A 19,902-nucleotide genomic window follows, 5' to 3' on the forward strand; every position below is an offset into this window, starting at 1 on the left:
AGGTCACACCCGTTCCCATTCCGAACACGGAAGTTAAGCTCTTCAGCGCCGATGGTAGTTGGGGCATTGCCCCTGTGAGAGTAGGACGTCGCCAAGCTATCTTATTTCATATAGCTAGAGGTAGCATATAGAAATACACTTTTATTATTCCACCATAGCTCAGCGGTAGAGCATTCGGCTGTTAACCGAAGGGTCGTAGGTTCGAATCCTACTGGTGGAGCCATGCTTCCATAGCTCAGTCAGGTAGAGCACTTCCATGGTAAGGAAGAGGTCACCGGTTCGAGCCCGGTTGGAAGCTCCAGAGTTTGATTGAGGCCCATTGGTCAAGCGGTTAAGACACCGCCCTTTCACGGCGGTAACACGGGTTCGAATCCCGTATGGGTCATCACGATGGGAGATGTAAAAGTTTGTTAAAAAAACTCACTTTTACCTCTCTCTTTCCTTTAATGGAGGATTAGCTCAGCTGGGAGAGCACCTGCCTTACAAGCAGGGGGTCGGCGGTTCGATCCCGTCATCCTCCACCATAGATTTTTCACGTTAGTGAAAATATCTTACCTTATAAGTTGTATTAGAAATACATATTGGGCTATAGCCAAGCGGTAAGGCAACGGACTTTGACTCCGTCATGCGTTGGTTCGAATCCAGCTAGCCCAGCCATTTTTTAAGCCATTAGCTCAGTCGGTAGAGCACGATCGAGTAGGCTTCAATGAATGATCATCAGCGTACCAATCTGTGATTGGGATGTCTATAGCTAAAGTGAAATTTAGCTCGAACAATTTCTTTTATATGAGCCATTAGCTCAGTCGGTAGAGCATCTGACTTTTAATCAGAGGGTCGAAGGTTCGAGTCCTTCATGGCTCATCACGAAAAGCAAGAATCCTTTCTTGCTTTTTTTATTTGTGTAAAAATGTTTTATATTTAGTTGTTTACTATGAAGATAAAAATAAAAGAGTTTTTTATCATTCTTCCTGAGAAATTTAACTCTAAGTCACTATTTTAGAGGTAGAGCTTTCAATCTAAAAGCGAATATATATACATAATTATGTCGAGTTGAGTCATTGCTATGTTTAACGATAAAATAGAGTTAGAGAAAATAATGGGGGGAATTATAAAATGGATAAAAAACAAATGTCAATTGTCGGAGTTCCAATGGACTTAGGTCAAGCACGTCGTGGTGTAGATATGGGACCGAGTGGAATCAGATATGCTGGTGTCGTAGAGCGTTTAGAGGAATTAAATTACGAGATCGATGACTTAGGAGATATTCAAATAGGTCGACCTGAGCGTTTATCAGTAAAATCAGTAGATAACCTTAGAAACTTAAAGGCAGTTGCAGAGGCAAGTGAAACATTAGCAAATACTGTCGGAGAGATTATCTCCAATGGTCGTTTTCCATTAGTACTAGGGGGAGATCATAGTATTGCAATCGGTACACTAGCAGGTGTTTCTAAGCATTATGAAAACTTAGGAGTCATTTGGTATGATGCACATGGAGACTTAAATACTGCTGAGACATCACCATCCGGAAATATACATGGGATGCCACTAGCAGCTAGTCTTGGTATCGGTCATCCTACTTTAACAAACATTGGTGGTTACTGCCCTAAGGTTAAACCGGAAAATATCGTTATTATTGGTGCTAGATCACTAGATGATGGTGAAAAGGTTCTTATAAAAGAAAAAGGTATTAAGGTATATACCATGCATGAAATTGATCGTATGGGTATGACAGCTGTCATGGAAGAAACCATTAAATATCTATCGGAGCGCACGGACGGGGTTCATTTATCGCTAGATTTAGATGGTTTAGATCCACATGACGCACCAGGTGTAGGAACTCCTGTTATTGGGGGGATTAGCTACCGTGAAAGCCATTTAGCGATGGAGATGTTAGAAGAAGCAAAATTAATTACGTCAGCAGAATTTGTTGAGGTTAACCCAATATTAGATGATAAAAATAAAACTGCCTCTGTAGCAGTTGCATTAATGGGCTCTTTATTTGGAGAAAAACTAAAATAAAATAGATCAATTAAAAACAGTAAACTATAAAAGTTTACTGTTTTTTATATTCTTCATAATTATTTAAGATAGTATCAAGAGTTACACTGGCTTTAACCACTTCAGGTGAAGACAAAGCAGACTTTGAAGCTAGCTCAAGGAGTTCCTTTCGGGATTTTTCAATACTAGCAATATACATAGTTTCTTTTGACATGGTCTTCATCCTTTCAATATTTATTTTGTCCTTTCTTTTCTATATCCAATATTTTAAACTTTTAAACATTTATTGACTATTTATTGTTAAAATAAAAAAGGAAAATTTTTTTGAAACCTTTTCTAATTATTTTCGTATAGAATAGAAGCCGCAATGAGCGCGGGGGTAAAATGAATGGAGACACTTATAAAAAATAGAATTAAGCAAGTTAAAGCTGGAGATCAAAATGCTTATAGCGAGATTGTAGAGATCTATAAGGATAAGGTATTTCAATTATGTTATCGGATGATTGGGAATATCCATGAAGCAGAAGATCTTGCGCAAGAAGCTTTTATTCGAGCCTATATCAATATAGATAGCTATCACATGGACAAAAAGTTTTCAACTTGGTTATATCGAATAGCGACGAACCTATCTATTGATAGAATCAGGAAGAAGAAGCCGGATGTGTTTTTAGATGCAGAAGTTAAGGGTACCGATGGGTTAACGATGTATTCTCAGCTTGCGGCAGAGGGGAATACACCTGAGGACGAAGTAGAAAGCCTAGAGCTTCAGCAAACAGTACAAGAAGAGATTCTGAAGTTGCCGGATAAATATAGAGCGGTAATCGTATTAAAATACATTGAAGAATTGTCTTTGAAGGAGATTAGTCATATATTGGACCTTCCCATTAGTACCATAAAAACTCGAATGCATCGGGGAAGAGAAGCACTTAGAAAAACATTAAAAGAAGTTTAGAGTGAGGTGAGTAGAGGTATGAATTGCGATTCTAAATACGTTGAATATATGCATGATTATTTGGATGAGGATTTGTCCAAAGAACATGAAAAAGAATTAAGAGATCATTTAGCAGAATGTCAGGATTGTCATCAGCATTTTCATGAATTAAAAAAGACCCTTGCACTCGTACAAAGTACTTCACATATACATGCCCCGTCAAACTTCACCGAAAAGCTAATGGCAAGACTTCCTCAGGAGAAGAAAACAGTGAAGGTAAAAAGGTGGTTAAAGGTTCATCCGTTATTTACAGCAGCTGCTGTATTTAGCTTTCTAATGATGGGTAGCTTATTTACGATGTGGAGTGGAGATCAAGAGTTGGTGGTATCTAAACACCCAAACCTTCGAATTGAAGAAAATACAGTTATTGTTCCTAAAGGAACTGTAATAGATGGTGATTTAGTCGTGAAAAATGGTGATCTTAAAATTGAGGGAGAAATTAGAGGAGATGTAACTGTTATCAATGGAAATCAATACTTGGCATCTGCAGGAACAGTTACAGGTGAAGTGGAAGAGATAGATCAGATGTTTGAATGGATTTGGCATCATATTAAAAAGGGCGTTAAGGAAACTGTAAGTGTGTTTTCATCATCTAATTAAGGGGCCATCAATTATAGATGGCTCCTCTTATGTCTTAAATAAGTAATATGGTATAATGTATTTGGAAAATAATATTAACATGAATACTTTAGAAGAGTTAATCTCAGATGAGGTTTTCTTTCTTTCATTTGTCATACATAAATTTTAAAATTCATTTTTACATTTTTAAAAGCAGCCTGTTATCGAATCTCTAATAAATTTAAAATGAAGGAAGTGTAAGAATGTCAGTAGGAGAATTCCCAATCCTAAATTACTTAGGTAACATCATAGACATTCTCCTTGTCTGGTTTGTTATATATAAGCTCATTATGGTTGTCAGGGGAACAAAGGCGGTACAGCTATTAAAGGGAATCACCGTGATCATCGTAGTTCGAATCTTAAGTAGCTTTTTAGGACTACATACATTACAGTGGTTGATGGATCAAGCTTTAACATGGGGATTTTTGGCTATCATCATTATTTTCCAACCAGAGCTTAGACGTGCATTAGAACAACTAGGACGCGGGAAAATTTTCGCGAGAAATTCTATTGATGAAGAAGAAGAGCAAGTACAACAGATAGATGCGATTATAAAAGCAACCTTTTATATGGCAAAGCGTCGTATAGGTGCTTTACTCTCTATTGAGCGAGAAACAGGTATGGGTGATTATATCGAGACAGGAATCCCATTAAACGCAAAGGTTACGTCTGAATTATTAATCAATATCTTTATCCCAAATACCCCTTTGCATGATGGAGCTGTGATTATCCAAAAGCAACAAGTTGCTGCGGCTGCTTGCTATTTACCTCTTTCAGAAAGTCCTTTTATTTCAAAGGAACTAGGGACAAGGCACCGAGCCGCACTAGGTATAAGTGAGGTTACAGATAGTATTACTATTGCGGTTTCAGAAGAAACGGGAAGTGTATCCTTGACGAAGAACGGTGAACTACATCGAGATATCACTCAAGAAGTGATGAAAGAGATGTTAACTAGAGAATTTTTATCACCGGCAAAGACAAACTCATCACCTCTTTGGACTTGGAGGGTGAAGAAAAATGGATAAGTTTATGAACAATCGTTGGTTTATGAGAATAATCGCATTAATGCTAGCGCTCATGCTATATACTTCCGTAAATATTGAAACACAAACACAGCAAACAGATCCTTTTTCATTCCCAGTTGTTACATCCGAAACAGAAACACTCACAGAAATACCACTTGAAGCTTATTATGATAGTGATAAATATGTAGTAACGGGGTTACCACAACAAGTGTCAGTAACTTTAGAGGGACCTAGAAGTGCTGTTCAACCTGTGAAATTACAACGTTCAATTGAGGTATTTGTTAATTTAGAAAACCTTGAGCCAGGTACTCACCAGGTTCAGGTTCAATATAGAGATGTAACTGATACAGTAGATGTTACCATTAATCCTACATTTGTGACTGTTACGATTCATGAAAGGGTCGAGAAGGAATTTTCAGTTGAAGTAGATTATATCAATGAATTAGAGGAAGGTTACACTCTAGATGAGGCCATCATAAGCCCCAAAAATGTAAAGGTTGTTGGGGCAAAAGATCAGGTAGATCGAATTGCCTTGGTTAAGGCGATTGTTGATTTACAAGGAGCTAGTGAAAAAATTGATACAGAGGCAACAGTTGCTGTTTATGATAGCGATGGAAACAGGTTATCTGTTGAGGTTGAACCAGAGGTTGTCTCTGTTGAAGTAAATATTTTAAGTCCTAATAAGATAGTCCCAATATCCTTCATATCACAAGGAAATGTAGAAGATGGATTTAGTGTTGTCGCTATAGAAACCCCAATAAATGAGCTCACCATTTTTGGACCTAAAGAAGTCATTGATAAAATTGAAGCTATAGAAAATATTGAGGTTGATGTTTCAGGAGTAGTTGCAGATACCACACTCAATGTTGAAATACCAATTCCAAAGGGTGTAGAGGATCTTGTACCAAAAACCGTTCCAGTTGTCGTAAAAGTTGAGCGGAATGAAATACGTACGTTAACCAATCTCCCGATCAAAGTGATTGGTTTACCTACTGCACTTAAGGGAGGGTTTTTATCCCCCGAAGGTGGTACGGTTAATATTGAGTTGATTGGAGCACCCTCAGTATTGACAGAAGTTGATGAAACAGACTTAGATATATATGTTGATGTAAGTAACCTAGGCAGTGGTCAGCATGAGGTAGATATATCGGTAAATGGACCAACAAATGTGAAATGGAGTCTTTCTACTAATAAGGCAACTGTAGATATAACAAATAACGAATGAAGATAGTCCATGAAGGAGCGAATATATAATGGGTAAATATTTTGGTACTGATGGAGTACGTGGAATTGCAAATAGTCAGTTAACACCTGAATTAGCCTTTAAACTAGGACGTTTTGGTGGATATGTACTAACAAAAGATAAACAGCGTCCGAAAGTATTAATTGGAAGAGACACTCGTATATCGGGTCATATGTTAGAAGGAGCATTAGTTGCTGGACTTTTGTCTATCGGGGCGGAAGTTATGCGTTTAGGTGTCATCTCGACTCCAGGGGTCGCATATTTAACAAAAGCGTTGGGAGCACAAGCTGGAGTAATGATATCAGCTTCACATAACCCTGTAGAGGATAATGGGATTAAGTTTTTTGGAGCAGATGGCTTCAAGCTCTCAGATGAACAGGAAAAAGAAATAGAAGGCCTACTAGATCAAGAGGTAGATACTCTACCTCGACCAATAGGTGGAGACCTCGGTCAAGTTAATGATTATTTTGAAGGCGGCCAAAAATATTTACAATATCTAAAACAAACAGTTGATGATGATTTCTCTGGCCTTCATGTGGCACTAGATTGCGCGCATGGCGCAACTTCATCTCTTGCTATGCATTTGTTTGCTGATTTAGATGCTGACATCTCTACTATGGGAAATTCGCCGAACGGTTTAAATATTAACGATGGTGTTGGGTCAACACATCCAGAGAAGCTAGCGAGTATGGTAATTGAAAAGAATGCCGATGTCGGCCTTGCGTTTGACGGAGATGGAGATCGATTGATTGCAGTTGACGAAAAAGGTCAGATTGTTGATGGTGACCAGATTATGTTCATCTGTGCTAAGTATATGAAGACACAAGGTAAATTAAAACACCAAACTGTAGTTTCCACAGTAATGAGTAACCTAGGGTTTTATAAAGGATTAGAAGAATCAGAAGTAAAAAGCATACAAACGGCTGTTGGAGACCGTTATGTGGTAGAAGAAATGAAAAAAGGCGGATATAACCTTGGCGGAGAGCAATCAGGCCATATCATTTTCTTAGACTATAATACGACTGGTGATGGAATGCTGTCAGCTATTCAACTTGTAAACATCATGAAACAAACTAAGAAATCACTTTCTCAGTTAGCAAGTGAAATGGTGAAGTTTCCACAAATTTTAGTGAATGTAAAGGTTAGAGATAAATATAAAGTAATTGAAAATGAGGAAATCGTAAATACGATCAAAGAAGTTGAAGCGGGAATGAATGGAAATGGGCGCATTCTAGTGCGTCCATCAGGAACTGAGTCGCTTGTAAGAGTGATGGCAGAGGCACCTACTGAGGAAGTTTGTCGCCAAATAGTGGATAAAATAGCAGCTGTTGTCACAAAAGAAATGGGAATTGAATAGAGTAATCACATAAACCAAAATATGCATGAGTGGAAGTGAAGGAACCTCTCATGCGTATTTTCTTTATGGTTACAGTAAAATAATGGATTTTGGTTGACGGTCCACCTTTTTCTGTGTATGATTACTTTTGTGGATTTTGATTCAGAATAGAGAAAGGTGGATTGTAAGGTTTAGACTTAACTTAAAAGCGCCTGAACTAAACCTAAGAGAGATGGTTTAGTTGACGAGGAGGAGGCTTATCGAAGTTTCGGCGGATACCTCCCGGCTGATGTCACAGCCGTAAATCTTTACTTAAAAACAGAGAGGTGACTTTCTGAACAAAGTGTAAGGGTTTGACAATGATTTAAACTTAATTAACTAAAATAAATCATTAGAAAGGGGCATGGGGCCCCACTTCCATGCCCCTCTAGGGAGGAAGTACAGTATGTGCGGAATAGTAGGATATATTGGTAAGCAGGATTCAAAAGAGATTTTATTACGAGGACTTGAAAAGCTTGAATACCGTGGCTATGATTCAGCAGGAATTGCAGTCGTTAATGAAAATGGAGTTCAAGTTTTCAAGGAAAAAGGTCGTATTGCAACATTACGTGAGGCAGTGGATGAAGCTGTAATTGCTCCTGTAGGAATTGGGCATACGCGTTGGGCAACACATGGAGTACCAAGCAAGGTTAACGCTCACCCACATCAAAGTAGCTCAGAGCGTTTTACGTTAGTTCATAATGGAGTAATTGAGAACTATAACCACTTAAAGCGTGATTATTTAGACGGAGTTTCTTTCAAAAGTGATACAGATACGGAGATTGTGGTTCAACTGATTGAGAAGTTTGTAAATGATGGTCATCAGATTGAGGATGCTTTTAAAGAAACACTAAAGTTATTAAAGGGCTCGTATGCTATAGCACTTCTAGATAATCAAGACCAAAATACGATCTATGTTGCAAAAAATAAAAGTCCATTACTTGTTGGTTTAGGTGATGATTTTAATGTAGTAGCAAGTGATGCTATGGCTATGCTACAAGTAACCAATCAATACGTTGAGCTTATGGATAAAGAGATTGTAATCGTAACTCGTGAATCCGTTACTATTAAGACCCTAGAGGGACGTGTAGTTGAGCGTGCACCTTACACAGCAGAGCTTGATGCTAGTGATATCGAAAAAGGAACATACCCTCACTACATGTTAAAAGAAATTGATGAACAACCAGCGGTGCTTCGTAAAATTATCGGTAACTATCGAAATGACAACGGTGAACTTACCGTTGATGAAGAAATCCGTCAAGCAATGGTTGATACAGATCGAGTTTATATCATTGCAGCGGGAACTAGCTACCATGCAGGTTTATTAGGTAAGCAATATATTGAAAAAATAGCACAAATTCCGGTTGAGGTTCATATCTCAAGTGAATTCTCTTACAATATGCCATTACTATCTGGTAAACCATTATTTATCTTTATATCACAGAGTGGTGAAACTGCAGATAGTCGTGCTGTATTGGTTCAAGTTAAAGAAATGGGTTATAAGGCATTAACAATTACGAATGTTCAAGGCTCTACTCTTTCGCGTGAAGCAGATTTTACACTTCTATTACATGCAGGTCCTGAAATTGCTGTAGCTTCTACTAAAGCATATACGGCTCAAGTAGCAGTTCTTTCAATCCTAGCTCGTGATGCAGCAAGAGCAAAAGGAATTGAAATTAGCTTTGACTTAAGTAAAGAGCTTGGAATCGTTGCAAGTGCAATGGAAACACTTTGTGATGATAAAGAAGAGATGGAAAAGATTGCTCGTGAGTATTTATCTACTACACGTAACTGCTTCTTTATTGGGCGTGGAATCGACTATTATGTAGGGATGGAAGGTGCTCTTAAACTAAAAGAGATCTCTTATATCCAAGCAGAAGGTTTTGCAGGTGGAGAGTTAAAGCATGGTACCATTGCGCTTATTGAAGAAGGAACACCAATTATCGCTCTAGCAACTCAAGAAATTGTAAACCTAGGAATCCGTGGAAATGTAAAAGAGGTAGTAGCTCGTGGAGCAAATCCTTGTATTATCTCCATGAAAGGCTTAAATGAGGAAGATGACCGTTATGTAATTTCTGCAGACGTTCATGAGTTGTTTACACCATTATTGTCCGTTATTCCAGTACAGCTTATTTCTTACTATGCAGCACTTCACAGAGAATGTGATGTTGATAAGCCAAGAAACTTAGCTAAGAGTGTAACAGTTGAATAAATAGATTGAAAAACCAGTAAGAACAATTCCTGTTCCTACTGGTTTTTTTATTTTGAATGCTAATTCATCATATTCTGCTATTAATGAGTTTCTTCTAAATAGTTCAAACTAAATCAGAAAGGAGGAGTACCAATGGAACGACTATCTTATAAACAATCGTGGTTTGGGAATGTGAAGGGAGATGTCCTTTCTGGTATAGTTGTAGCGCTTGCATTAATTCCTGAAGCTATTGCTTTTTCAATTATTGCTGGTGTTGATCCGATGGTAGGTTTATATGCCTCATTTACAATTGCAGTAGTGATTGCCTTTGTAGGTGGTAGGCCAGGAATGATTTCAGCAGCTACTGGTGCCATGGCATTACTTTTTATTGATTTAGTAGCAGATTACGGGCTTCAATACCTTTTAGCTGCTACCATACTAACAGGAATTATTCAGATCCTGTTTGGGATTTTTAAATTAGCCAGATATATGAAGTTTATCCCGAGATCAGTTATGGTTGGATTTGTAAATGCATTAGCTATTATGATTTTCACATCTCAATTGCAGCATTTTGTTGGAGAACAGTGGATAATGTTTGCGCTTGTGGGACTAACTCTAGCGATTATATACTTATTTCCTTATTTTATAAAAGCAGTGCCTTCGACATTAGTCGCGATTGTAGTGATAACGGCTTTATCCATTTTCATGAACTATGGAGTTAGAACAGTAGGAGAGATGGGAACGATTACTCAGACTCTCCCACAATTTTTTATACCAAGTATTCCTCTATCGTTTGAAACAATTATAATCATTTTCCCTTATTCTTTGGCTCTTGCTGTTGTTGGATTATTGGAGTCATTATTAACAGCTACAATTGTGGATGATATGACAGACTCAGATAGTGATAAGAATGTTGAGAGTAGAGGTCAGGGGATCGCCAACATTATAACAGGCTTTTTTGGAGGAATGGCTGGATGTGCGATGATTGGGCAATCTGTCATTAATGTAAAATCAGGAGGCAGAGGACGGCTTTCGGCCTTAGTAGCCGGTGTATTCCTAATGTTCTTAATTGTTGTACTTGGGGATATTGTTGTTCAAATACCTATGGCTGCATTGGCAGGTGTTATGATCATGGTTTCTATCAGTACATTTGATTGGAATTCCTTACGAACGTTAAATCTAGTACCAAGAAGTGATGCAATTGTAATGGTTGTTACGGTTTTAGCGGTTGTTTTTACTCATAACCTAGCAATCGGGGTATTCACTGGTATTTTACTTAGTGCAATTTTCTTTGTGTCTAAAATTTCAAGAGTACGTGTAGACAGTAAGCTAGATGGGAATATAAGAATATATGAAGTAAAAGGAGAACTCTTCTTTGCATCAGTAACGGAACTGATGACTATATTTGATTATAAAGAAGAGGTTCAAAAGGTGGAAATTAATTTAAGTCGTTCTCATATTTTGGATGACTCGGCAGTTGCAGCAGTAGATAAAGTAGTTTCAAAATTTGAATCAAATGGAATACAGGTAGAGGTAACAGGGTTAAATGAAGATAGTACTGAATTAGTTGGAAAACTAGCCAATAAATTAAGCTCGCATTAAAGGATGGGTGATGGAAGTGTATAAAAAGATTGTATTAGCTACAGATGGTTCTGAACATTCCAAGCGGGCTGCTGAGAATGCCATTCATATAGCAACTTGTACACCTGGATCAATGATTGAAGTCATTTATGTGGTAAATGCAGAGCGTGCTAAATCGGATGTATTAGCTAACTGGAATTCTATTGAAATCAATGATTCACGGAAAGAAAGAATGAAGGATGTTGAAAGGCAAGCAAAGGAAGCCGGAGTAACATATGAGATTAAAGTCCTTCATGGTGAGCCTGGTCCAGTTATTGTTGATTATATTAATAAATCTGATGCTGATATTGCAGTGATTGGAAGCAGAGGGCTTAATAAGCTACAAGAGTTTGTTTTAGGGAGCGTTAGTCATAAAGTTGCAAAACATGCCAATTGCCCAGTACTAATAGTAAAATAAGGCTTTTGAGGTAGTAGCTCTTTTAAACTGGTCTGCTATTTAAAAAAGCAAAATAAAAAAATGCCAAAAAAGATTCTAGGTTAACTAGAATCTTTTTATATTGTATTCAAAATGCTACGAACTTTTTTGGACCTGTTTATATAAATATCGGTAAGACTTTGCCTCTTCTACCATCCCTAGCTCATGATACAATTTTGTGAGCCATTTGATAGAGTGAGGATTTGTAGGGTTTAATTCTAGGTCCCAGAGAAAACATTCAAGCGCTTGTGGCAGTTGATGTACTTTATAATATAACTCACCCATTACGTGCTGTTGTTCGGGGTCTTCTCTAATTTTATACATGGTTTGGATATGATTAATCACGAGCAATGGTCGATCGAATAATGGTTGAAACCATTTATAAATATAGCTAATATCGTGATATTGAAATAGCCGTGGGAGTAGGGACTGTAACAAGCTCTCTAGTTGGTGGACGTTCCCGTGGATAAGGTGTTGGGACTTAAACTGATCAAAGGACAATATAAAGGTGGATTTTAGCTGGTTAACAATCATAATAAGTTGATCTATTTGTCTAGGTGTAAATGGTTCATTTGTCTCTGTTAAAAAGAGGAGGGCCTCTTCAATTTGATTTTGTTCCAATAGTTGAGAAAGAATAAGACTTTGTATTTGCTCTTGATTTACCTTAGTTTGCCTGTGAATAGAATAGAGAAGAGAAAGAGTATCTATTTCTAAATGCTTAGTAGTAATCATTAAATGGGAAAGATGATCGTCGAAGTTTTCAGAATCAAAGGTAAGCAGGTGACAATATAGAACGAGATTTTCTAAATACCTGGATTCAGTGTGTAGTTTAGTCTGGAGAAGGTTAACATCGTATAAAGAAGACAGCTGTAAATAGAGCTGGTTTTCTGCATATAGGGGATCAGAATGTAGCAGTGTCTCTATTTCTGAATGATATTGTAGGGAATATTTTTGATAATCGATATGAGTAATAAGCGACTGAGCCCACTGGTTATTTGGATATTTATTTAAGATGAGGTGGAGCATTCGGAAAGCCTTTAGAAATTTCCCATCCCTACGGAATTGTAGACAGATCTCTTTCAACGAGGAAATAATGGTCTCTTTTTTTACATAGGAGTCAAAAAGGGTGAGAATGTGTGCGGATTCAACTTGCTCGTATTTCTGCTTAATAAGCATCCAAGTTTGTTTGATTGTAGGAAATGTTTGAATAGAATTAATAGTTAATAATGATTGAATGACAGGGTGTGGGCTAGGGAGGAAAATGCCTTTGGTTATTACATCCCTTAGGATTGATTTACGTTTCATCTTTGGTGTGTTTTTACCAGTTAGAAATTGATCTTTATAGAAGAATAGGTAATAACACTCATCATCCTCAATGGTATAGGCTTCCATAACTTCAAAACCTTGAAATAGATAGAGACCGTAGATTTTTAGTTTTTGACCATTTTTCAAGCATAGTTGCTGGTGCTCTTGCTCTTTAGTCATATCGTATCTCCTTTTATTATCATTTTCTATATTATATCATTGGTGGAGTGTAATGAAAAATTAGGGTAGAGTACATAAGGACTTAACATTTAAGTTCAACAGGAAATATTTTTTGGGAAATAATGTTGGGCATGCAAATTGAAACGTTAAATTTCAAATCGCATTTATTTGTTAAAACAATGAAATTTATTCTCAATTAAGTATTGCTTCCATATAAGTTTTGATATATAATCCTATTTGTTGATAATAATTATCATTACCATTTAGGGGGAATATAACGTGTCATCTATTACATATTTTTTAGGAAAGAAGAAACTATTTTCACTTATTGCTCTTTTACTTTGCTTTAGTATCTTTCTAGTCGGTTGTGGCAATCAAGCTGAAACAACAGAAGAGACTGAGACGGAAACACAAAGTGAAACGACAGAAGAAACAGAAGCAAGTGATGTTCGTGAAATTACACATGCATTAGGAACAACAACGATTGAAGGAACTCCAAAAAAGATCGTTACCTTATACCAAGGTGCTACTGATGCTGCCATCGCATTTGGTGTAACACCAGTAGGGGCAGTAAATGCTTGGTTACCAGAAGATCCTAAAATCTATGAGTATCTTAAAGCGGATTTAGAAGGAGTTACTCTTGTTGGTGACGAAACACAACCAAACTTAGAGGAAATTGCTAAGTTAAAGCCTGATTTAATTATCGCATCAAAGTTACGTCATGAAGAAGTGTATGCACAATTATCTGAAATTGCTCCAACTGTAGCACATGAAACTGTATTCATGTACAAGGAAACGGTTGAGTTAATGGGTCAAGCAATGAATCAAGAAGAAAAGGCAGAAGAAATTCTTGCAAATTGGGATAATCGTGTAGCTGATCTTTCTACAAAACTTCAGGAAAAACTAGGTGACAAATGGCCAGTGAATGTCTCAGTTCTTAACTTTAGACCTGACCATGCACGAATCTATAACACAGGCTTTGCAGGATCTGTTTTAGCAGAAGTTGGATTTACACGTCCAGAGAACCAACAAATCGAAGATGCTGTAACCATGCTAAATGATAAAGAAAGTATTACCGAAATGAATGCAGATGTGTTCTATATCTTTAATGAAAATGATCCAGCTGTACAGAAAACTTATGAAGAGTGGACTAGTCATCCGTTATGGAAGAACCTTGATGCTGTAAAGGCAAATCAAGTTTATGAAGTAGATGTAGTAACATGGAATATGGCTGGTGGTATCTTAGCAGCTAATTTAATGTTAGACGATATTTATGACAGATTTGGGCTAGAAAAATAATTTAAATGCAACAAAGGATAGGAGAAGGAGTTAATCTTTCTCCTTTTTTTGTTTCTATCTCTCAATTAATATTTTATTATATTTATAAGAACGACAAAGTAATGAAAGAGGAATTATATGAAAATTTTACTTTCCAGTACAACTTTAAAGACGATCGGTTTAGTTATTAGTGTTATTATATTTTTTATTTCCTTCTTATTAAGCATTGCACTTGGAAAAACACCAATTCCCTTTCAATTAGTCTATGATGCTATTTTTAATTATGATGAGTCCATCACAGAGCATGTGATCATAACAACTTCAAGAATGTCTAGAGCTGTCATTGCTTGCGTAATTGGTGCTAGCCTTGCGATAGCAGGAGCTTTAATGCAAGCATTAACTAGAAATCCTCTTGCGGCTCCTGATATTTTTGGAATTAATGCGGGTGCTTTATTTTTTGTTGTTTTTTCAGCAACCTTTTTATCAGTTGAATCACTAGTTAGTTATATGTGGATTGCTTTTCTTGGAGCAGCAGTGGCAGGTGCTTTAGTGTATTTCCTTGGTTCATTAGGAAGGGATGGTTTATCTCCTATTAAAATTGTGTTAGCTGGTGCAGCAATAACAGCTCTTTTTGTGTCCTTTACACAGGGATTACTAGTAATTGATGAACAAGGAATACAAAGTGTCTTATTTTGGTTAGCGGGATCTGTTGCAGGAAGAAGTATGGATATGCTTTTACCTGTTTTGCCTTTTATGCTTTTATCAATAGTCATTGCCTTGTTTTTAGGTAGAGCCATTAATATCCTCATCACAGGAGAGGATATTGCTAAAGGTTTAGGCCAAAATACAATTTTAGTGAAATTGCTGATTGGGATTATAGTTGTATTTTTAGCAGGAGGATCAGTAGCTGTTGCTGGTTCAATTGGATTTATTGGTTTAATGGTTCCGCATATGGTTCGAGGACTTGTAGGTACTGATTATCGTTGGGTAATCCCTTACAGTGCTATAGTTGGAGGAAGCATATTGCTACTAGCAGATATTGCTGCAAGATTTATCTTGATGCCTGAAGAAATGCCTATTGGTGTAATGACTGCTATATTAGGGACGCCTTTCTTCATTTACATAGCCCGTAGGGGGATTACAAAAAATGACTAAAATTTACTCTGTTAGAACGAAGAAAAATTCCTTTTCTTTTCAACTATATAGAAAAACAGTAATGATCTTTTGTGTTGGTATCTTACTATCTCTATTGTTATTTTTGTTAAGTTTATCATTAGGTAGTACTTTTATAAATCCTATAACGGTCATCTTACATTTATTTGGCTATGGTAGTGGTGAACATGATTTTACTCTTAATACACTAAGACTCCCTAGAACAATACTGGCTTTTCTGGTAGGGGCTGCTCTCGGCGTATCGGGGTTAATTCTCCAAGGTATTATCCGTAATCCCTTGGCATCACCAGATATAATCGGTGTAACGGGTGGTGCTTCTGTAGGGGCAGTGATCTTTATTGTATATTTCACGGGAACAATTAGTGTAGTATGGCTTCCGCTAGCAGCATTCTTAGGAGCAGCCATTGTAACAGCTATCATTTATGTACTTTCTTGGAAGAAAGGGGTTACCCCAATACGATTAGTACTAGTTGGTATCGGAATTGCAGCTGCGATGAAAGCATTCACCATGCTAATGCTTGTGGCAAGTGATACGGTGCTCACTACTAAAGCTTATCTATGGTTAACAGGGAGTTTATATGGAGCTAATTGGCAGGATGTCTATTCAATGTTACCTTGGATGCTAATCTTAATTCCTCTTACATTATTTTTTTCGAGAACGATTAACGCTAAAGAATTAGGAGATGACATTGCAGTTGGACTAGGAATCAGAGTTCAATTAAATCGTTTCCTTCTTCTAATAATCAGTGTTGGGTTAGCCGGTGCTGCTGTAGCATTTGCAGGAGGGATAGGCTTCGTCGGTTTAATGGCTCCACATATTGCAAGGTTGCTTACTGGTCGGTCATTTGCAGGACTTGTCTTTATTTCATCACTAGTGGGGGGAATAATGGTCATTATTGCAGATATCGTAGCAAGAACCGCCTTTTTGCCACTTGATATTCCGGCCGGTGTATTTACAGCAGGAATTGGGGCTCCATTTTTTATTTATCTATTGTACAGAAATAGACATATGTAAGCAAAAAAAGGTACCTTTAACAAAGGTGCCTTTTTATGTGGGAAAAATTCTCGAAAAAATGAACTTTTTACTGCTTAAAATACTCATATAGGAGAGAGGTGAAGGCATGGATGTTGTTCAAATGGTCAAGAAGGCAAAAAAGAGAGATCAAGAGGCTGTACTTCAGTTAGTAATGAATCAAAAGGACGAGTATTACCGGCTGGCCTATACGTATATGGGAAATCAACATGATGCTATGGACGTAATGGAAGAAATGATTGTCATCCTTTATGAGAAGATTCACCAACTTAATAAGGAAGAATCCTTTTACAGCTGGAGTAAAACAATTTTAGTAAACAGGTGTAAGGATATACTGAAGAAACAGAATAAATTGATACTCATGAGTGAATGGGATCATCACCAGGTGAATCGTAAGGAAAGGGAGCAAATCAATGCTGACCCCTATGAGCTTAGTGAACAACAAATGGATATCAACTTATTACTGGAGAATATAAATAACCAGCAGGCTGAGGCTATTAAATTAAAATACTTTCATGATTTAGATTATAAAACTATTTCAAAGATAACCAATGTTTCTATAGGAACAGTTAAATCTAGAATTTTTCAAGGATTAAAGAGAATGAAAAGCCTGTATGGAGGTGATGGAGTTGAATGAAATTGAAGAAAAGCTGAATGAGGAAAAGAAGCGACGAATGCTCCTACAAGTTGCACCACTTGAACTTGAGGGGCGGTTAAGAATGGCATTGGATTCATCCACTGCCCAGAATTCAAGACGAAGATTACCAACTCTCTGGGTGTCTCTAGCTGTATCTTTAATGATTTTCTTATTTGCTGGATATCATTATAATGCTTTAGCATTCTATGGTAAAAAAATACTGGGATTCGAGCAAATGTTTAATCATACATTGAAAGAGCTAAATGAAGCGGGTAAAGGGCAAATTGTGAATCAAACCCAGACTTTATCGGATGGTACAGAGCTGACTGTAAATGGCCTCATGACAGATGCAAATCGAATGATTATTTACTATACATTAACAAATCCCAATGGTGTGGAAAAAGCGTACAGTGATCTTTTTCAGCCTAATCGCATAACTGGTTTATTTACTAGGGCTGATTATGAGGGTGGTCAGGGTATCATTAACGAGGCTGGAACTGAGTTTAAGGGGTCTATGGATTTTGAGTCTCCCAATCCGTTTGCTAAAAAGCTATCACTTCACTATTGGGAATACCTCGATGGAGGTAGGATGTTAGAGCACAAGATATCCTTGCCATATGATCCTAATCAAGCGATGAAGGGAGAAACTAAACAATCCATTAATCAGAATGTGAAGGTTGATCAAGGGGAAATTCAATTTCATTCCATTTTAGCCTCACCAACAGTAACTGTTGTTTCTGGAAAGTTACATGTAGATAATTTTGATCGTATTAATCTAGGCCTGCATGATATTGAACTATTGGCAAATGGTAAGTCAGTTCCTATTATGGGGAGTGGTGTTAAAAGCTCAAGATTAGGGGGGCAGAATTTTGAGATTGACTTTGATGCACTGCCTTCAAATCTGAAAACTCTACAATTGAATGTGAAGAAATTTGTAGGTTACAAAGAACTTGATACCACAATAACATTAAATACGGAAGCACAGGAATCTTATCTTATACAAGAGATTAGTCAGTTACACATTAGAGAAATTACCTCCACTTCCGATGGTGTAGAAATTAAAATTGCAACGGATGAATCGATTCTGCTGGATGGTGTTTATTTGATAACTAGTAAGGGTAGGGTAGAATTGCAAACAACGATCGGACAGAAATTTCAGAAAGAACAAGACGGGCAAGTTTTAAAAGAGAGGACGCTTCTATTTAAAACGAACGACGAGCCTCAAAAATTGTTAATAGAAGGTATCCATTATAGCAAGGAGTATAACCAGATGATTGAGATACCTTTAGATTAGAATAATTTATCTTCCTGTTGGAACATAAATACCCTAAATTTACCAAGGGTAATGATATTGATGATATAATTAGAAAAAGGTGCAATTCAAAGCTTTTATTATACTCAACTAAGCAGCATAACGTTAAATGGGGGAGATCTTTAGGAGAGTATACTTTCTTAAGGTGTTGGTAGGTTTATCAATATTATTTGGAATATCATCATTAATTTCTAATATATTTGACTTTAATTTTGTAAATGTTGCCTTTGTAGTTGGTGGTGTAGTTTGTTTTGCTAGTATAGGAGGTCAAGTATTTCCTCACATGGCAGAAGCAAATATATCGACAAAAGCACTAGGAAACTATGTCCCCAAGACAAAATTCAGAGAAAATATAACCAAACTCAACCCATATTTAGTAGCATCGGGTGCATTTTTATTATCAACAATTGTAATACCATTTACGTAGACTTTCTTAATCGGGCTGATGACCAAGGTCATCAGTCCTTTTTGGTTCTTCTTAGATGCATTTACGAAAGTTCCGAACAAGGAAAATCCAGCTGGAGTTAAGGGGCAAAGTGCTCGTAAAAGAAATTTCAACGAATATCAAATTGAAATAGTTGGGGAAGTGGTATCTGTTGCTCAGCTATTAGTAGATTTTTAATATACTAGGTTAGTATACTCACTCTGAAATTTGGCAATGCTATAGTCAGAGGTGAGGGGAAAATGAAATTAATTGGTATGGTGTTAAGTATGTTTGTCCTTTTCAATATTATTCCAAATAGCCAAAACCAAATGGTAGAAATAGTAGAAATGGCAGAAGGCCAAGGTATTACAATAAACAGCTGGAAAATATATATGCAAGAGGCTGTTCTATATGCCTCAACGGATAAAGAAGCTAAACAAAAAGTAAATGAGCTTAAAACTTATGCACAGGATTTTGAATTCTATATAGATAAACAAGAACATCATGAGGATCACTATCAACTAATGGGTGAGAAAACAGGTGATGTTGATGCGATTAATGAAGTAGCCATCATCACGGTTTATGAAGATGATCATAATAAGAGAATTTCACTTTCCTTTGAGATAACAGGAAATGAATGGAGTTCAGATACATGGAACTATCTTAAACGTACTTACAAGGAGCAGGTAAAGAATCCCAATGTTTACTATTCCGTGTATGGTTCAAAGGCAATTAACAACAGTTTAAATATATCAGATGAAGCGGGCCACATCCTAGATTACCTTGAAGCAGAACCAATAGAAGGTATGACAGAGGAGGATTTTATATCAATTTCAGCATATAAAGAAGACTGGGAAATGGAGATTAAAACAAACGGTAATAAAGCATTTAATGTGCAAATTGGATTACGTGCAAACCCAGAAACCAATCAGTTCGATATAGCAATTGGAACACCTATTATCACTTCAGGTTATTAAAAGGATAGAATAAGCAAATTAATTAATGGTAGAATACTTCTAGAATAACTATTACAAAAAAGCTTGGACGACGACCCCAAGCTTTT

18 protein-coding genes, 6 tRNA genes and 1 rRNA gene are annotated in these 19,902 nt (G+C 36.9%); 23 read left to right on the forward strand and 2 right to left on the reverse strand.

Annotated elements, in window-relative coordinates:
- The 8 genes from rrf to rocF form a co-directional block, all read left to right on the forward strand.
- A 5S ribosomal RNA gene (gene rrf / locus G4D63_RS19280) occupies positions 1 to 97 on the forward strand; the annotation flags it as partial.
- 51 nt (positions 98 to 148) lie between these two features.
- A tRNA-Asn gene (locus G4D63_RS19285) sits at positions 149 to 223 on the forward strand.
- Between the two features lies 1 nt (position 224).
- Positions 225 to 301: transfer RNA gene (locus G4D63_RS19290), tRNA-Thr, on the forward strand.
- Between the two features lie 12 nt (positions 302 to 313).
- Positions 314 to 385 (forward strand) — tRNA-Glu (locus tag G4D63_RS19295).
- Positions 386 to 448: 63 nt separating this feature from the next.
- Positions 449 to 524: transfer RNA gene (locus tag G4D63_RS19300), tRNA-Val, on the forward strand.
- A gap of 58 nt (positions 525 to 582) precedes the next feature.
- A tRNA-Gln gene (locus G4D63_RS19305) sits at positions 583 to 657 on the forward strand.
- A 131-nt stretch (positions 658 to 788) separates the two neighbouring features.
- Positions 789 to 861 (forward strand) — tRNA-Lys (locus G4D63_RS19310).
- Positions 862 to 1,113: 252 nt separating this feature from the next.
- Positions 1,114 to 2,019 (forward strand): arginase, encoded by a 906-nt coding sequence (gene rocF, locus G4D63_RS19315; protein WP_204559204.1) that lies wholly within the window; start codon positions 1,114 to 1,116, stop codon positions 2,017 to 2,019.
- A gap of 34 nt (positions 2,020 to 2,053) precedes the next feature.
- On the opposite strand, the gene G4D63_RS19320 is transcribed toward rocF, so the two are convergent.
- Positions 2,054 to 2,212, reverse strand: a complete 159-nt coding sequence (locus G4D63_RS19320) for an aspartyl-phosphate phosphatase Spo0E family protein (protein ID WP_239586030.1) — start codon at positions 2,210 to 2,212, stop codon at positions 2,054 to 2,056.
- Between the two features lie 174 nt (positions 2,213 to 2,386).
- Between G4D63_RS19320 and sigW the strand changes: the two genes are divergently transcribed.
- The 8 genes from sigW (at position 2,387) to G4D63_RS19360 (ending at position 11,479) form a co-directional block, all read left to right on the forward strand.
- Entirely contained in the window at positions 2,387 to 2,950 is a 564-nt protein-coding gene (sigW, locus tag G4D63_RS19325) for an RNA polymerase sigma factor SigW (RefSeq protein WP_163181708.1), read from the forward strand.
- 18 nt (positions 2,951 to 2,968) lie between these two features.
- Positions 2,969 to 3,589, forward strand: a complete 621-nt coding sequence (locus G4D63_RS19330) for an anti-sigma factor family protein (RefSeq protein WP_163181709.1) — start codon at positions 2,969 to 2,971, stop codon at positions 3,587 to 3,589.
- A 221-nt stretch (positions 3,590 to 3,810) separates the two neighbouring features.
- On the forward strand, positions 3,811 to 4,632 hold the full coding sequence (gene cdaA / locus G4D63_RS19335; RefSeq protein WP_163181710.1) for a diadenylate cyclase CdaA: 822 nt from the start codon (positions 3,811 to 3,813) through the stop codon (positions 4,630 to 4,632).
- Positions 4,625 to 5,857, forward strand: coding sequence for a CdaR family protein (locus G4D63_RS19340; protein WP_163181711.1), 1,233 nt, complete (start codon positions 4,625 to 4,627; stop codon positions 5,855 to 5,857). Before cdaA ends, G4D63_RS19340 begins: the two co-directional genes overlap by 8 nt.
- Positions 5,858 to 5,885: 28 nt before the next feature.
- Positions 5,886 to 7,232 carry a phosphoglucosamine mutase gene (gene glmM, locus G4D63_RS19345; RefSeq protein ID WP_163181712.1) on the forward strand — a complete coding sequence of 449 codons (1,347 nt, stop codon included), beginning with the start codon at positions 5,886 to 5,888 and terminating at the stop codon, positions 7,230 to 7,232.
- Positions 7,233 to 7,656: 424 nt separating this feature from the next.
- Positions 7,657 to 9,462 (forward strand): glutamine--fructose-6-phosphate transaminase (isomerizing), encoded by a 1,806-nt coding sequence (gene glmS, locus G4D63_RS19350; protein ID WP_163181713.1) that lies wholly within the window; start codon positions 7,657 to 7,659, stop codon positions 9,460 to 9,462.
- Between the two features lie 132 nt (positions 9,463 to 9,594).
- Positions 9,595 to 11,043: a SulP family inorganic anion transporter gene (locus tag G4D63_RS19355; protein ID WP_163181714.1), complete on the forward strand. Its 1,449-nt coding sequence runs from the start codon at positions 9,595 to 9,597 to the stop codon at positions 11,041 to 11,043.
- Between the two features lie 16 nt (positions 11,044 to 11,059).
- The gene (locus G4D63_RS19360) at positions 11,060 to 11,479 is read left to right on the forward strand and encodes a universal stress protein (RefSeq protein WP_163181765.1); all 420 of its coding nucleotides are present in this window, start codon (positions 11,060 to 11,062) and stop codon (positions 11,477 to 11,479) included.
- Between the two features lie 114 nt (positions 11,480 to 11,593).
- On the opposite strand, the gene G4D63_RS19365 is transcribed toward G4D63_RS19360, so the two are convergent.
- Positions 11,594 to 12,982: a tetratricopeptide repeat protein gene (locus tag G4D63_RS19365; protein WP_163181715.1), complete on the reverse strand. Its 1,389-nt coding sequence runs from the start codon at positions 12,980 to 12,982 to the stop codon at positions 11,594 to 11,596.
- A 279-nt stretch (positions 12,983 to 13,261) separates the two neighbouring features.
- On the opposite strand from G4D63_RS19365, the gene G4D63_RS19370 reads away from it, so the two are divergent.
- The 7 genes from G4D63_RS19370 to G4D63_RS19400 all read left to right on the forward strand — a co-directional run bounded on the left by G4D63_RS19370 (position 13,262) and on the right by G4D63_RS19400 (position 19,816).
- Positions 13,262 to 14,281, forward strand: coding sequence for an ABC transporter substrate-binding protein (locus G4D63_RS19370; RefSeq protein WP_163181716.1), 1,020 nt, complete (start codon positions 13,262 to 13,264; stop codon positions 14,279 to 14,281).
- Between the two features lie 117 nt (positions 14,282 to 14,398).
- Positions 14,399 to 15,415, forward strand: coding sequence for a FecCD family ABC transporter permease (locus tag G4D63_RS19375; RefSeq protein WP_163181717.1), 1,017 nt, complete (start codon positions 14,399 to 14,401; stop codon positions 15,413 to 15,415).
- Positions 15,408 to 16,448, forward strand: a complete 1,041-nt coding sequence (locus G4D63_RS19380; protein WP_163181718.1) for a FecCD family ABC transporter permease — start codon at positions 15,408 to 15,410, stop codon at positions 16,446 to 16,448. Before G4D63_RS19375 ends, G4D63_RS19380 begins: the two co-directional genes overlap by 8 nt.
- A 106-nt stretch (positions 16,449 to 16,554) precedes the next feature.
- Positions 16,555 to 17,103, forward strand: a complete 549-nt coding sequence (locus G4D63_RS19385; protein WP_163181719.1) for an RNA polymerase sigma factor — start codon at positions 16,555 to 16,557, stop codon at positions 17,101 to 17,103.
- Complete coding sequence (locus G4D63_RS19390; protein ID WP_163181720.1) at positions 17,096 to 18,397, forward strand: DUF4179 domain-containing protein; 1,302 nt, start codon at positions 17,096 to 17,098, stop codon at positions 18,395 to 18,397. The genes G4D63_RS19385 and G4D63_RS19390 overlap by 8 nt, the downstream gene beginning before the upstream one ends.
- Before the next feature lie 463 nt (positions 18,398 to 18,860).
- Complete coding sequence (locus G4D63_RS19395) at positions 18,861 to 19,037, forward strand: hypothetical protein (RefSeq protein WP_163181721.1); 177 nt, start codon at positions 18,861 to 18,863, stop codon at positions 19,035 to 19,037.
- Positions 19,038 to 19,099: 62 nt separating this feature from the next.
- Complete coding sequence (locus tag G4D63_RS19400; protein ID WP_163181722.1) at positions 19,100 to 19,816, forward strand: YwmB family TATA-box binding protein; 717 nt, start codon at positions 19,100 to 19,102, stop codon at positions 19,814 to 19,816.
- Positions 19,817 to 19,902: the final 86 nt, after the last annotated feature.

The organism is Bacillus mesophilus, assembly GCF_011008845.1.
Lineage (GTDB): Bacteria > Bacillota > Bacilli > Bacillales > SA4 > Bacillus_BS > Bacillus_BS mesophilus.

Coding starts and splice junctions, on each gene's coding strand:
- G4D63_RS19330 (WP_163181709.1), top strand. CDS start 2,969: ATGAATTGCGATTCTAAATACGTTGAATATATGCATGATTATTTGGAT.
- cdaA (WP_163181710.1), top strand. CDS start 3,811: ATGTCAGTAGGAGAATTCCCAATCCTAAATTACTTAGGTAACATCATA.
- rocF (WP_204559204.1), top strand. CDS start 1,114: ATGGATAAAAAACAAATGTCAATTGTCGGAGTTCCAATGGACTTAGGT.
- glmM (WP_163181712.1), top strand. CDS start 5,886: ATGGGTAAATATTTTGGTACTGATGGAGTACGTGGAATTGCAAATAGT.
- sigW (WP_163181708.1), top strand. CDS start 2,387: ATGGAGACACTTATAAAAAATAGAATTAAGCAAGTTAAAGCTGGAGAT.
- G4D63_RS19395 (WP_163181721.1), top strand. CDS start 18,861: ATGACCAAGGTCATCAGTCCTTTTTGGTTCTTCTTAGATGCATTTACG.
- G4D63_RS19380 (WP_163181718.1), top strand. CDS start 15,408: ATGACTAAAATTTACTCTGTTAGAACGAAGAAAAATTCCTTTTCTTTT.
- G4D63_RS19320 (WP_239586030.1), bottom strand. CDS start 2,212: ATGTCAAAAGAAACTATGTATATTGCTAGTATTGAAAAATCCCGAAAG.
- G4D63_RS19400 (WP_163181722.1), top strand. CDS start 19,100: ATGAAATTAATTGGTATGGTGTTAAGTATGTTTGTCCTTTTCAATATT.
- G4D63_RS19385 (WP_163181719.1), top strand. CDS start 16,555: ATGGATGTTGTTCAAATGGTCAAGAAGGCAAAAAAGAGAGATCAAGAG.
- G4D63_RS19355 (WP_163181714.1), top strand. CDS start 9,595: ATGGAACGACTATCTTATAAACAATCGTGGTTTGGGAATGTGAAGGGA.
- G4D63_RS19375 (WP_163181717.1), top strand. CDS start 14,399: ATGAAAATTTTACTTTCCAGTACAACTTTAAAGACGATCGGTTTAGTT.
- G4D63_RS19340 (WP_163181711.1), top strand. CDS start 4,625: ATGGATAAGTTTATGAACAATCGTTGGTTTATGAGAATAATCGCATTA.
- glmS (WP_163181713.1), top strand. CDS start 7,657: ATGTGCGGAATAGTAGGATATATTGGTAAGCAGGATTCAAAAGAGATT.
- G4D63_RS19365 (WP_163181715.1), bottom strand. CDS start 12,982: ATGACTAAAGAGCAAGAGCACCAGCAACTATGCTTGAAAAATGGTCAA.